Origin of the sequence: Neobacillus mesonae (genome assembly GCF_001636315.1) — a bacterium.
Lineage (GTDB): Bacteria > Bacillota > Bacilli > Bacillales > Cytobacillaceae > Neobacillus > Neobacillus mesonae.
This window is the reverse complement of the sequence record NZ_KV440949.1, coordinates 3,896,247-3,909,054: the sequence shown is the minus strand read 5'-3', so window position 1 is coordinate 3,909,054 and position 12,808 is coordinate 3,896,247. Positions and strand designations below refer to the sequence as shown.

The 12,808-nt window shown below is 40.6% G+C and carries 14 protein-coding genes; all 14 read right to left on the bottom strand.

Features of this window, described 5'->3' with window-relative positions; genetic code table 11:
• Window positions 1-28: 28 nt before the first annotated feature.
• Window positions 29-1,060, bottom strand: a complete 1,032-nt coding sequence (locus tag A6749_RS18205) for a sensor histidine kinase (protein WP_066393411.1) — start codon at window positions 1,058-1,060, stop codon at window positions 29-31.
• 12 nt (window positions 1,061-1,072) lie between these two features.
• A complete protein-coding gene (locus A6749_RS18200; protein ID WP_066393407.1) occupies window positions 1,073-1,525 on the bottom strand; it encodes a GAF domain-containing protein in 453 nt (150 codons plus the stop codon).
• 14 nt (window positions 1,526-1,539) lie between these two features.
• On the bottom strand, window positions 1,540-2,193 hold the full coding sequence (locus tag A6749_RS18195; protein WP_066393405.1) for a response regulator: 654 nt from the start codon (window positions 2,191-2,193) through the stop codon (window positions 1,540-1,542).
• 13 nt (window positions 2,194-2,206) lie between these two features.
• Window positions 2,207-2,863 (bottom strand): sensor histidine kinase, encoded by a 657-nt coding sequence (locus A6749_RS18190; protein WP_066393404.1) that lies wholly within the window; start codon window positions 2,861-2,863, stop codon window positions 2,207-2,209.
• Between the two features lie 167 nt (window positions 2,864-3,030).
• Complete coding sequence (locus A6749_RS18185) at window positions 3,031-3,315, bottom strand: hypothetical protein (RefSeq protein ID WP_236719697.1); 285 nt, start codon at window positions 3,313-3,315, stop codon at window positions 3,031-3,033.
• Window positions 3,302-3,613, bottom strand: coding sequence for a hypothetical protein (locus A6749_RS18180; protein WP_066393397.1), 312 nt, complete (start codon window positions 3,611-3,613; stop codon window positions 3,302-3,304). The genes A6749_RS18185 and A6749_RS18180 overlap by 14 nt, the downstream gene beginning before the upstream one ends.
• Entirely contained in the window at window positions 3,606-3,797 is a 192-nt protein-coding gene (locus A6749_RS18175) for a hypothetical protein (RefSeq protein WP_066393384.1), read from the bottom strand. Before A6749_RS18175 ends, A6749_RS18180 begins: the two co-directional genes overlap by 8 nt.
• Window positions 3,787-4,311: a Rieske (2Fe-2S) protein gene (locus tag A6749_RS18170; RefSeq protein ID WP_066393383.1), complete on the bottom strand. Its 525-nt coding sequence runs from the start codon at window positions 4,309-4,311 to the stop codon at window positions 3,787-3,789. Before A6749_RS18170 ends, A6749_RS18175 begins: the two co-directional genes overlap by 11 nt.
• Before the next feature lie 12 nt (window positions 4,312-4,323).
• Window positions 4,324-4,887 carry a 4Fe-4S dicluster domain-containing protein gene (locus A6749_RS18165; RefSeq protein WP_038539580.1) on the bottom strand — a complete coding sequence of 188 codons (564 nt, stop codon included), beginning with the start codon at window positions 4,885-4,887 and terminating at the stop codon, window positions 4,324-4,326.
• A gap of 1 nt (window position 4,888) precedes the next feature.
• Window positions 4,889-7,078 carry a molybdopterin oxidoreductase family protein gene (locus A6749_RS18160; protein ID WP_066393382.1) on the bottom strand — a complete coding sequence of 730 codons (2,190 nt, stop codon included), beginning with the start codon at window positions 7,076-7,078 and terminating at the stop codon, window positions 4,889-4,891.
• Window positions 7,065-8,147, bottom strand: coding sequence for a hypothetical protein (locus tag A6749_RS18155; RefSeq protein WP_066393379.1), 1,083 nt, complete (start codon window positions 8,145-8,147; stop codon window positions 7,065-7,067). Before A6749_RS18155 ends, A6749_RS18160 begins: the two co-directional genes overlap by 14 nt.
• 306 nt (window positions 8,148-8,453) lie before the next feature.
• Window positions 8,454-9,644 carry a hypothetical protein gene (locus A6749_RS18150; RefSeq protein ID WP_066393370.1) on the bottom strand — a complete coding sequence of 397 codons (1,191 nt, stop codon included), beginning with the start codon at window positions 9,642-9,644 and terminating at the stop codon, window positions 8,454-8,456.
• 97 nt (window positions 9,645-9,741) lie between these two features.
• Window positions 9,742-11,004, bottom strand: a complete 1,263-nt coding sequence (gene ltrA / locus A6749_RS18145) for a group II intron reverse transcriptase/maturase (protein ID WP_066390170.1) — start codon at window positions 11,002-11,004, stop codon at window positions 9,742-9,744.
• A 633-nt stretch (window positions 11,005-11,637) separates the two neighbouring features.
• Complete coding sequence (locus tag A6749_RS18140; RefSeq protein ID WP_084797894.1) at window positions 11,638-12,798, bottom strand: HD-GYP domain-containing protein; 1,161 nt, start codon at window positions 12,796-12,798, stop codon at window positions 11,638-11,640.
• Window positions 12,799-12,808 lie beyond the last annotated feature (10 nt).

Below are 12,808 nucleotides of genomic sequence, written 5' to 3'. Positions count from 1 at the left end.
AAAAAGGTGTCAGGCACCATGTGAAAATTCACATGGTGCCTGACACCTTAATTGGTACTTCCAAAATAATTTTAGTTCCTTTTTCGGGTACTGTGTTGATGGTGAGTGTGCCGCCGACAGAGCGGGCGCGCTCGTCCATGCTGAACAGGCCGACGCCTGGGGACATTGCCCGTAAATGTAAGTCAAACCCCTTGCCCTGATCTTCAATCATCACCCTTACCACATCATCCATTTCCCTTACCGTCACCATAGCTTCTGTTACTCCGGCATATTTGCGAATATTGGTCAGCGCTTCCTGGATGATTCGATAAATCGTTAATTCAATGGTGATGTCCAGACGCTTATGGAGAACGCAATCAAAATAAACATCGATATTGTAATGATCGGAATACCTTGTAAGATAAGAGCGAATCGCCGGGACAAGGCCAAGGTCGTCCAAGACGGACGGCCTTAGCTCCCAAGAAATTTCCCGAATTTCTTCGATTAGTTCAGCCGCTTCCCTCTGCATTTGATGTAGGAGCGGGTGGTCTAATTCCGAGAGGAGCCGATTAATCGTAATTAAATGACTGTAAAGATTCTGCCCAATTCCGTCATGAAGATTACGCGAGAGTCTCTTTCGTTCTTCTTCCTGAACATCTATGATTCTTGTCATCATTTTCTGTAATTCTTGTTCGACCCGTTTTCGCTCGGTGATTTCATAGCGGATGGCTACATACTGATAAGGCTTTCCCTTCTCATTCAAAAATGGGACAATCGTGGTATCCACCCAATAATGTGTGCCATCCTTCGCACGATTACAGATTTCATCTTTCCAAACTTCTCCTGAACCAATCGTCCGCCACATTCCTTTAAAAAATTCTTTGGAATGATAACCGGAATTAATAATTCGATGGTCCTGCCCCAATAATTCTTCACGGGAATATTTGGAGATTTGGCAAAATTGATCGTTAACATATGTAATCACGCCGCGTGCATTCGTAATGGCTACAATGGAAGAAGCATCAAGAGCAAATTTATAATCCAATAACTCATTTTTTGTCTGCTGAAATTCCTTTTCCATTTTCATCCCCCCTCATCTGAAGATCTGCTCCTTCAAGAGCTGTTCCAGAACGAGAGCAGAATCGTCTGCCATTTGCTGGACGTCTTCACTATACACATGTGATTCCCGTCTTCCAATCAACAGTACTCCTTTAGGAACGCCGTTAAAAAATAAAGGGACCGCATAGGAAGAAACAAGTTTCTCAGCCAGCATAATTGGATAATCGGTGACTTTTCCATTAATGTGCTTTGGAAAATCAGTAATCATCATCGTGCTGCCGCTGGAGATAATCTTTCCGGCGATTCCTTTTCCGAAACGGACCGTTATTCGTTTGTATTTATCGTTCAGATTACCAGAAGCATAATGCCATCTGACATCAGGGCCAATCTCATTCTGGAGGGCAAGCCCGACAAAATCACAGCCGGAAGCCGTCTTTAATTTTTCACATATTTCAATTATGGATGGAAGTTCTCTTAATTCTGTCATGCTGAATTTTCTCCTTAAATGCTGTAGCCTAATAAGCCTTTTTTAACGGCATATTCCACTAATTCAGGTCGAGTTTTCAACTGCAGCTTCTCCATTAATTTACTTTTGTGTGTTTCGACAGTCTTAACGCTAATCACAAGCTGCTCTGCAATTTCCTTGTTAGCGTACCCTTTTGCAATTAATGTCAATACTTCCTTCTCCCGTTCTGATAAAAGATTGTATGTGTCACTGCCATCCTGCTTTACACCGGATAAGTATTCATCCATTAATCGTTTTGTTGCCGACGGATGAAGATAGGCATCCCCTTTTGCGACCGATTCAATGGCCGACATTAATTCATCATGCGGTGCGCTTTTTAAAATACATCCGGACGCCCCGCCCTGAATTGCCCGGAAAAGATATTCTTCGTCGTCATGCATGGTTAAAATCAATATATTAATTTCAGGCATTTGCTGCTTTAATTCTGCCGTTGCTGAAAGCCCATCTTTTCCGTGCGGCATGCTCAAATCCATGACTACCACATCAGGTTTCAATCTCAATGCCTTTTTAATTCCTTCATTACCTTCAGAGGCCTCCCCGACCACTTCTATTTCCGGGTTTGTCTGAAGAAGCATTTTTAAACCGCTTCTAACAACAGCATGATCATCAACCAATAGGATTCTTATCAATCTTAACTCCCCTTTATTCCGTTAGTGGAAGAGATACTTCTATTAGTGTTCCTTCTCCTATTTTAGAGGATATGCTGCACCTGCCGCCAGTGAGAAGCATTCTTTCCTTCATTGCCGCAAGTCCGGAAGCCTGATCAGGGTTTAAGGATTCCGGCTCAAACCCGCTGCCAAAATCACGAATCATGATTGTTAACTCTTTGCTTTTCCAAACAAAATTCACTTTAACATTGGAAGTGTCTGCATATTTGGCAATATTCATAAAAGCCTCTTGGCATACACGAAAAACAGCAATGCGGTGCTTTTCAGGTAAGGTTTGTTCCTCACCGGCAGATTCGAGATCAACAAGAATACCGAATGTTGATGTATACAGCTTAAAATAGCTTTTCATTGCCGCAAGTAAGCCAAGGGCAGTAAGAGCAGGCGGATGTAATTCAACAGTCAACAGCCGAATCTCTTGGATCGTCTTTTCAATTAAAAGGGTCATTTCGTGAAGATAATTTTTTACCTGCGGTTCCTTAGTGCCAGATTCAACAAATTGTAAACCTGTTAAAATACTATAAAGATTTTGACCGACCCCTTCATGCAGCTCCATGGCAATTCGTTTGATTTCTTCTTCCTGGGTATCGATTATATAAGAGCTGATCTGTTGTTTTGTTTTGATAAGATCCATTAGCCTGCCCTCCTTTGTTTGATTTTAAATAGCAGTTCAGAAGATATATCTGCGGTTTTGAATGATTTGTCTGCAATTTATTAAATATATCTGTAGTTTTGAATGTTATATCTGCAATTATTTAAATTTATCTGCAAAAATACAAAATGATAAAAAAGGCAGGCCACCTATAAGACCTGAACCTTTTTAAAAGTATATGTTAACCCGCTCCCTGAATCAAATGCAGCCCATTGATGATCAGACCAGCTCACATCACTTTCCAGTGGGACGGCGAGAAAGTAAAAATCATCGAAATAAAAGCGAAGATGGGTCTTGTCCGGACAAAGCAGAACCTTTTTAATTGCCTTCTTAACCGCCGGAGCCTGGTCGCCGCCCTCCTGATCATGAATATAAATTTCAACCTTTGCCCCTTCGGCAAACTCTTTTACATCTTCTAGATTAATGGACGCCACAGCTGTTACATCCTCTCTTTACAGGATAAATGAACATTTTATAGCCCTGCAAATACTGCCAGAACTTTTCACCTGCGTTTTCCTCAAGAAACTCAATGGTCTCATCTTCAGAAGCCCAGTCGCTCATGCCTTTTATTTCAGCAATCACCATCTCGGCACCATCAACAGTCTTTTCCTCAAGGTACCAATTCAAGCGTTTCTTCACAAATGTATCTCTCAGCATCTGATCAATTTCTTCGGAAAAACCGCCTGCTGCTGCCCGAACAAAGCAAAAATCAATATACGTTTCACTAGTCATTGACGTTCACACCTTTTTTGTAGATGAGAAAAGCGATTGGAAAAAGAATTAAATTTACCACTGCGGCAATGATGGTATTCGTATAATGCTCATAAAAATATTGATGAACCATGTACTGAGTAAAAATGATATTTAGGAACAATACAGTAAGAAGCAGGGCAACAGGAACGTAACTACGCTTCATAACGCTTCACCCCCACGGCATACACCGCACCATTCTCTACCTTTACATGAATTTCCGGAAGCGGACGTCTTGGCGGCCCGGCAATCGGTTCACCGGTTTTTACATCAAATTTCCCATGATGACAAGGACAAAGCATTTCACCAGAGGCTTTTTCCCAAAAAACCGGGCAGCGCAGATGTGTGCAAGCATTTTGGTAAGCTACATATTTATTCTCAGAAAGTCTAATTAAGATGGCACTGTCATGCTCGCTTGGAAATGCAAAATCTACAGCCTCTCCAATGCCGATGGAGTTGACATCAGTGATTTTGTGTTTTGGATATTTCTTATCACTAAGACCAGTAAGCTCCTTCGCAGCAATAGCTCCCCACGGCAGGGAAGAGATGGCAAACACACCAGCTGCCCCGACTAATGTCTTCATAAAACCTCGACGATCCAGCTTTCTTTCATTATTGCGATTAATATTATGTGTATAGTTATCTTCATTAAACGGGATTTTGTTATTTTTATCGCTCATTGTTAATCCCTCCTAGAACAATTTCGTGACGCCCTGCAGAATTCCAGGGAGATTCACTCTAACATTTGTTTCGCCTTCCAAGTAAGGCATGCTTGTTACCCACTTACCATTATCAAGGTTAAATTGTTTTTGTTTTGCTTCAATTTCTTCATCTGTCAGCCATTGCAATGTATTGGAAGGACATACACTTGCGCACATTGGCGGAATGCCGTCCTTTGTACGGTCAATACAAAGATCGCATTTGTACATTAAATTCTGCTCGGTATCAAACTTCGGAATGCCGTATGGGCAGGCAATCGTACAGTTTTGGCAGCCGATACACTTTTCCACAAGAGCCGAAAGTACGGCTCCTGTTTCATGAATTTGAATCGCCTGAGCCGGGCAGCTCCTTGCACATGCAGGATTCACACAGTGAAGGCACATAAGCGGCATCGTCTGACGGTTTACAAGCGGGTTCACATCGTAAACGTAGTTACGGTTCCGCTGTTCGTGCCCGCCGCACTGCGTACAAGCAGCTAAACAGGAACGGCACCCGATACAATTTTCAAGTTCAAGATATAATCGCTTTTTTACCACTTTACTGCACCTTCTTCATGTCTAGTTTTTCAATCTGTGCGGCACAAGCCTTAAACTCCGGCATCCGAGAAATCGGATCTAGCGCGGCAATCGTTAATAGATTAATAGATTTTTCGTGGCCAAAATGGTATGGCACAAATACGGTATCCTTCCGAATCGCTTCGGTTATTTTCACTTTATATTCCGCTTCCCCTCTCCGGGTATAGAGGCGGACATATTCTTCATGTTCAATCTTGTATTTTGCAGCTGTCTCCGGGTGTACCTCCACATATGGTTCCGGACACATGTCGCGTAAAAATTGAATCCGACGGGTTTGGTTCCCTGATAAATAGTGATACACAACACGGCCAGTTGTTAAGCGTAATGGATACCTTTCATCCGGCTCTTCAGCAGGCGGACGGTAAGGCAGAGCACAAATTTTCGCTTTTCCATCTGGATGATAGAATTTTTTATCTAAGAACATATGTGGTGTTCCAGGGTCGTTTTCATCACGGCAAGGCCAGAACACCCCATCTTGTTTTTCAATCTTATCCCATGTTGCTCCGTAGTAATCGGCATAGCCGCCTTTAGATGCCAACCGGAACTCATCTGCGACATCACGTGCAGTCTTCAAATGAGAAAAATATTTTCCTTTTCCTAAACGTTCTGCAAGCTCAGCTTGAATCTGCCAGTCTGGCTTCGATTCGCCAAGCGGCTCTTGAGCTTTATTAATTTTGATAATCCGTCCTTCAATATTCGTTACAGTTCCTTCATCTTCTGACCACGTAACTGTAGGAAGAACTACATCAGCAAATTCGGCTGATTCGGAAAGATAGAAATCAGCACAAACCATGAAGTCTAATCCTTTTAACGCCTTACGGACAAAGTTTTGATTTGGTGCCGATACTGCAGGGTTTGAACAAAGCAGATACAATCCGCGAATGGTTTTTTGCTCCATTAACTCGAACATTTCATAGGCGGACACACCTGGCTTCGGCATTTCTTCAGGTGTAATACCCCAAACCTGACATACTTCACGAACATGCTCCGGATTGGTAATTTTACGATAGCCTGGAAGCAGGTCTGATTTCTGGCCATGCTCACGACCGCCCTGTCCGTTCCCTTGCCCGGTAAAAGTGGCTACTCCTGATTTCGGACGGCCAATTTTACCCGTAACAAGTGCCATGTTCGTATATCCTGATACGTTGTCTACTCCTTTATGCTGCTGTTCAATACCACGGGCAAACATTACAACTGCATTCGGAGCCATACCATAAATTTCTGCGGCACGAATAATTTTTTCAGGTGCAACCCCGGTAATTTGACTAGTATATTCTGGTGTAAATTCTTTCACCAATTCTTTTGTTTCTTCAAAACCGTTTGTATGACTGCTTACGAATTCTTCATCTACATAACCGTTTTGGATTAATAGATTCACAATCCCATTTGCCAATGCAAGGTCTGTTCCCGGTCTTAAATCCAGATGAACATCCGCACGTCTTGCGATTGGTGTTTCACGAGGATCGGCAACGATAATGTAACCGCCTCTTTCCTGTACATTCCAAACACGGAACATCGATGTTGGATGGCATTCGGCCGTGTTGCTGCCTGCGATGAATAAGCAGTCTGTTTCGTGGATATCGGTCCAAGGTAGTGTCGAACCGCGGTCAACCCCGAATGAACGAAGGAATCCACCGGCTGCACTCGACATACAGAAACGTCCGTTATAATCGATATAGCGGGTTCCTAAGGCAACCCGGGCAAACTTTCCGGTTAAATAACACTTTTCATTGGTCATTGATACACCGCTGAATACTGATAACGTATCTTTACCGTACTGCTCCTGTAATTCAATAAATCGTTTTGCGATTAAGTCATAAGCCTCATCCCATGTTGCTTCACGGAAGCCCTCATTCGTTCCTTTAAGGGAAGCATCATCACGAATTAACGGTTTTAAAATACGATCTGGGTGATTTGTCTGCTGGTAAGCGGTAACCCCTTTAGGACACATTTTTCCAACCGTTACGGGCCAGTCATAACGAGGTTCAACTCCGATAATTTTATTCGTTTTGGTATTGACACGCAGGTTCATTCCGCATTGCATGCCGCAATAGCTGCAGTGCGTCTTGACGAGCGTTTCATTTGGGTGACGCACATTTTCGATTTCTTTGAAAAATTTATCTTTAGGTCCCTTTACATTAACCTCTTGCATTCTGATTTGCCTCCTTGACCTTCACTTGGTGGGTAGGGCTTCCCGAAAATCTTGCAATCCGATATTTCCTGCGGCATGGCAGGCATAATTCCGCTAAATTGAAGCCATCTTCCATATTAAAGTTGATATCATTTACACCAAGTACGTTTATAACATCCTTCGATTGTTCAACAGATACGAATTTTTCACCGCACACTTTACATTCCCTCATATGTTCATCACCAAAATGTTCACGATAATTTCTTGCAAATACGCTCATTGGGCGGAACGGAATATGAGCAAGTTTTCCAAACGGCAGAAAGATTAAAGTAACTATTACAGAGAATTGGTGGATCAGCGACATTTGCGGCTGCATCCATCCGTGTAAAAATACGTTTTGCACTGTTAATAACAAACCTGTAACAGAAATAAACAATAAGAGATACAGCGGCAGGAAGTCATATATAAATTTCTGCTCGGCTCTAGCCTGCATGTTTTTCGTCCTGCGGTAAAGCGCCATACATACGCCGCTAATGACCATGATGGCGGAAATATTTAAGGCGTTATAGGAGAACCAAGCAATAATTCCATCAGCTTTAATTCTGACTAAGTCCATGCCCATGAACACAACGGTGTAATAGCCATTTCCGTCCATATTAAAATACATCCAGCTGAACACTAACGGGAATGTCACTAAGCAGGCAAGCACACAGCCCCAGCCGATTAACACGTGCTGAAGCCAGCGGTAAAATCCACGCTTTTTAATAAAATCGTAAATGGCTAAGTGATTTACTGCTGTTTTGACCGTGCTTTTTCTAAATAACAGCTTTAATCCTTTTTTAATAATAATTTTGGTTGGCGGTCTTTCTCCCCAGGAAATAAAGCGGTAGAAAAAGCCGCCGATGAAGGTGATCGTTCCTACCATGTATCCATAAAGATTCAAGTCGATATGGGTAAACATTCTTGTACCGATAAACACTAAAATCGCAAGTCCGACAATCGTTAAAAACATCGATTTGGCAAAATGTGATGCAAACGCATTATTAACCGAACGCTCCGGCCCTTTAGTCGTAGAAATAGTTGACTGCATTTTTTGATCCTCCTCAAAAAAAATAACACTTCCGTTTTCTTATCTTAATTGTAGGAAAACGAAAGTGTTATCTATATCAGGGAAATCCCCTAACTGCGCGGGAAAAAACCCCTATTAATTTCGATTTTGACAAACTTTTGTCACAAACAAGAAATGCGGAAGCGCCTTCGGAACAAGTACAGCTTGTTCCTGAGATGATTCTTCAAAGGAGATTTCCTTAGTGGCCAGGGGCGACATGCACACGGACGAGCCGACAAGAAGGCCGCAATATAGCCTCCTTGTCGGCTTGGTTTGTGACACGAGTACCTAGGCGCTGGAGCTAGGAAGGTATTTTTTCTGCCATGAATAGAGTAAAAGCAGTATGCCAATTACAATCTGCAGGGTGAAAATGGCCGCATCCCAAAATGGCAAGGTCGTCATTCCCTTCGAAAACCCTGGCAGCACTTTTTTCAGCGCAAATAGCAATTGAGGAATATAATAAATAGCAAATAACAACAGAGTTAAACCGACTCCAAGCAAATAAAAGATGGAATAGAAAAGTACGGTTCTTTTCTCATCCTCATACATAACTTCTTCTTGTTTGGCAGGTTTCCAAAAGGGAACAAGCTTACTTAATTGCTGTTGTGCATTTTCCATTAAATTATAGCAGCCGGAAACATTTTCAAACACATAATAGAGATCTGTTTTCATATAGATACAGCACTGATACACCATTCGAATAAACGTATCTAGGACAATCACTTGCAGTATACTCAAGAAAATGCCAGGACCGTTTGCAAATACTAGCTGGCCGGCAAGCGCCAGAAAAAGAATAACTGTATCAAAACACAGACCGGCCAAATATAAGATATTTCGTTTCTTAGAAGGCAGCTTCCAAGCCAAACTCATATCTGTTTCTAAAACGACAAAGAACAACCGGTGGCCAACCCCTAGTCTAGTTGGAAGCTTACTAGCACGCATCGCCAGGACATGACCAAATTCATGAACCAATACTAATATAAAAGATACAACCATCCATATTGGAATATTTAAAAACATATAGTCGAAGATAAATAGATCTTTATAATTTGGGAATAACGACGGATGTATAACAAAAACAGAAACGTTTACAAAAAATAAAGTAATGTAAATCAAATAAGCGGTTTTATTAAAAAAGAATTTACCCAATCGCGAAGAAATCCATAGGTAGCCAAGGCTGTGATTTTCCTTTTCTTCTTTTTCAACCTTTACGCCATCTATTTCTGCAATAAGCTGCAATTCTAGAAGCTGCTCAGCAAAATCAAGCAAATCTACTTCTTCATTAGGATATTGTTCTTTAAGCTGATGTTCAATCTCATCTAATGTTTCACCATTATCCATTAATTTAATCGCAGCTATACATACCTCAGGCATCTCATAAAATTCACCTGAGGTTTTATCTTCGACGATGTAGTGTTTTTTATCCTTAGTTATATGAATTGGAACTATAGCAAGCCTTGAATTATATGAAGGAAGCATGCTAACACCCTTTACTTAATTTTTATAATCGAGTAGGAGGGGGTGACTAACCCCCGACCTCTCACACCACCGTACGGTATACGGCGGTTCGAAAGTTCTATGAAATTATTTGAGTTAATTGTTTAAGTCCTTGTCTTATCCAATAATCCTTATTCAAGGCTGAATCCAAGACTGGATTATTGGAAAATCTCCAGTAACCCTTTCGGGTATTGGCACATCTCCAAGCGACATTTGAAGGAATACCTTGTTTCTTCAGGTTTCTGTATTTAGTTTTCGTTTTCTTCCACTCTTTCCATCGGCAGGCTCTTAATCGCCTTCTGATATGCGCGTCAGTTAAGGATGCATATTTCTTAATATCCGCGATTTTAAAGTAATTGCCCCATCCCTGAATAAGTTGATTAATCTTTAGAATACGAAATTCCATACTTACTCCCCAATTACGGTTCGTGAGTTTCTTTAGCTTTCCTTCGAATCTTTCCTTGGTTTTCTTTGGCACGTATATTTTAGATTTTCTTTTCCATTGATAAAAACTCATACCTAAGAATACACGTGCTATTGGCTTTCCCACCGCGCTTTTCTCCTCATTCACTTTGAGCTTTAATTTCTTCTCAATGAAGTCTGTAATTCCTTCTTTGACCCGTTCCCCTGCTTTTAGACTCTTAACATATATGTTACAGTCATCTGCATAACGTACAAATTTATGCCCGCGGTTTTCAAGCTCCTTGTCCAACTCATTTAGAATGATATTGCTAAGTAAGGGACTCAGTGGTCCTCCTTGCGGAGTTCCTTCCTTGTTCACCGATACAACTCCATTTTCCATAACACCTGCTTGAAGGTATCGACGGATTAATTTCAGAGTCATTTTATCTGTGATAGACTTGGCAACGATGGACATAAGCTTGTCGTGTTGTACTTTATCAAAGAACTTCTCTAAGTCTATGTCCACTACGTAATAGTAGCCTTCTTCGATATATTGTCTAGCCTGTTCTATTGCTTGGTGTGCGCTTTTATTAGGTCTAAATCCATAGCTATAGGGGCTAAATTGTTTCTCAAAGATTGGGGTTAATACTTGGGAGATTGCTTGCTGAATGACTCTGTCAGTTACTGTGGGAATTCCTAACTTACGTTTTCCACCGTTGGGTTTTGGTATTTCTACCCTTCTGACTGCTTGTGGTTTATATTTTCCTTCTTGTATAAGTCGGAGGATTTCATGACCGTATTCTTTCAGATAAAGGCGAGTTGCTTCTATATCTTTCTCATCGACTCCTGCAGCTCCTTTATTTCTCTTAACCCTCTGAAAGGCTAGGTTCATATTATCTCGGCTTATAATTCTCACAATTAACTCGTTATTAGATTCCATATTGTTCCCATGCTCTTGAGGTTGCACAAAGGTAACTCAACTCTACAAAAGTTCTCAGTAAATTCCGTTCACCTACTTCTTTTATAGTCATATGATTGGCTGTCTCCTCGTTCCTTTGTAAACTGCTCTAACATGGTCGCTCCTTTCGTTCAGTCCTTCTCAACCGTAAGGTTGATACTATGACCTCGGCTGACTTCTCTAGATTCAATTACTTATCACTAAGTAGGTTCCTTTAAAGGGTATCAAGAGACCTCCCAGGGTAAGTTCATCCACCTTCTCCTCATATGTCTGCCACATTTATTTCAATTCCATCCGGGGATATTTGGGACTTCATTTTGTTTTGCAAACTCGTCCTGAAATTGAAACCTCAAATGTGGTTCGTGTACCTCAGACCAAGGATTTGCCTAGGGCTTCCTTCAGATTTCATGTCACCATGAACACCCTTGCCTTCAGCTAATGGTTCGCATATCCCAACGCCCATAGCGGACTCACACCGCCAAGTAAATGAACATGCCTGGCACACAAAAGAAGGATGCTAGCTTAAGGCTAACATCCAACTTAATCAAGGTTTTTGCCCTACCCAGGTACACCACCAGCAAGTTGTTTTTACTTTCTTTAACTTACGGATTTTCATTACAGCACCTCCTTCTTTTTTTCTATATTTTTCACCCAAGGATAAGATTTATGGAAATTAACCCAGGATGGAAAAACTTTTTTAAATTCTTCAACTAAATTAGGATCGAATTGGGACCCTTTACCTTCCAAAATTCGCTTATAGGCTTCTTCAACGGACATTGCTGCCCTATACGAGCGTGATGAAGTCATAGCATCAAAAGCATCTGCAATTGCTGAAATTCTAGCAAGTAACGGGATATCTACCCCTGCCAACCTATCAGGATATCCTAGTCCATCCCACCGTTCATGGTGAGAACGAATAACACATATGCTATTACTCAAACCTTCTACGTCTTTTACTGCATTTGCCCCCACGACAGGATGAGATTTAATAATCTCAAATTCTTCATTAGTAAGTTTACCAGGTTTCATAAGTATTTGATCAGGTATATGTACCTTTCCTATATCATGAAGTAAGCAAGCATAGTAAAAAGTTTTTTGTTCATCCTTTGAAAGAATTCCTAACTGCTTGGCTAATAATAATGCGTAGTTAGCAACACGTTCACTATGCCCTTTGGTATAAGGATCTTTTAGCTCAAGTGTTGCAATAACTCCTTTTACAATTCCCTTCATTTGGTTGTCATATGAAGTACTAATTGCACGAACATATACTTGAAAACGTACTAATAAATAGAAAGAAATAATTGATAATATTACAATAAAAATACTTGCAAGAATAACTATAGAGGATTTCAAAATTATTCCCATTAGAAAATATTTTGAAAAAAGTCCTATACTTACTATCCAAAAATATCTTTTATTAAGGAAAAGAGGCAGAGATAGAATTAAAAATACTTCGACTACATTCCCATTGGTATAGCGGAGTTTTGAACCATAATAAGTAAGAATATCAACGATAAAAACTGTGAGCATATAACTAACAATAAATACATATTTTATCCAAGATATCTTATTTGCTTTATTTAAGTAGAGTAAGATTGGAATCAACATAAATAAAACAATATAAATGAGATACCAATAATTACTCGGTAATCCAATCTTACCTTTTACAATGTATTTAGGAAAAAGGTAATAATAAAAAAAATCATAGCCCAACAATATTATATAAAAAAGTAATAAAAACCATTTAACAGCTCGTTGCTCTTCTTGTGGTATCATAGAAACCTCC

Coding starts and splice junctions, on each gene's coding strand:
- A6749_RS18205 (WP_066393411.1), bottom strand. CDS start 1,060: ATGGAAAAGGAATTTCAGCAGACAAAAAATGAGTTATTGGATTATAAA.
- A6749_RS18200 (WP_066393407.1), bottom strand. CDS start 1,525: ATGACAGAATTAAGAGAACTTCCATCCATAATTGAAATATGTGAAAAA.
- A6749_RS18190 (WP_066393404.1), bottom strand. CDS start 2,863: ATGGATCTTATCAAAACAAAACAACAGATCAGCTCTTATATAATCGAT.
- A6749_RS18180 (WP_066393397.1), bottom strand. CDS start 3,613: ATGACTAGTGAAACGTATATTGATTTTTGCTTTGTTCGGGCAGCAGCA.
- A6749_RS18175 (WP_066393384.1), bottom strand. CDS start 3,797: ATGAAGCGTAGTTACGTTCCTGTTGCCCTGCTTCTTACTGTATTGTTC.
- A6749_RS18170 (WP_066393383.1), bottom strand. CDS start 4,311: ATGAGCGATAAAAATAACAAAATCCCGTTTAATGAAGATAACTATACA.
- A6749_RS18160 (WP_066393382.1), bottom strand. CDS start 7,078: ATGCAAGAGGTTAATGTAAAGGGACCTAAAGATAAATTTTTCAAAGAA.
- A6749_RS18155 (WP_066393379.1), bottom strand. CDS start 8,147: ATGCAGTCAACTATTTCTACGACTAAAGGGCCGGAGCGTTCGGTTAAT.
- A6749_RS18150 (WP_066393370.1), bottom strand. CDS start 9,644: ATGCTTCCTTCATATAATTCAAGGCTTGCTATAGTTCCAATTCATATA.
- ltrA (WP_066390170.1), bottom strand. CDS start 11,004: ATGGAATCTAATAACGAGTTAATTGTGAGAATTATAAGCCGAGATAAT.
- A6749_RS18140 (WP_084797894.1), bottom strand. CDS start 12,798: ATGATACCACAAGAAGAGCAACGAGCTGTTAAATGGTTTTTATTACTT.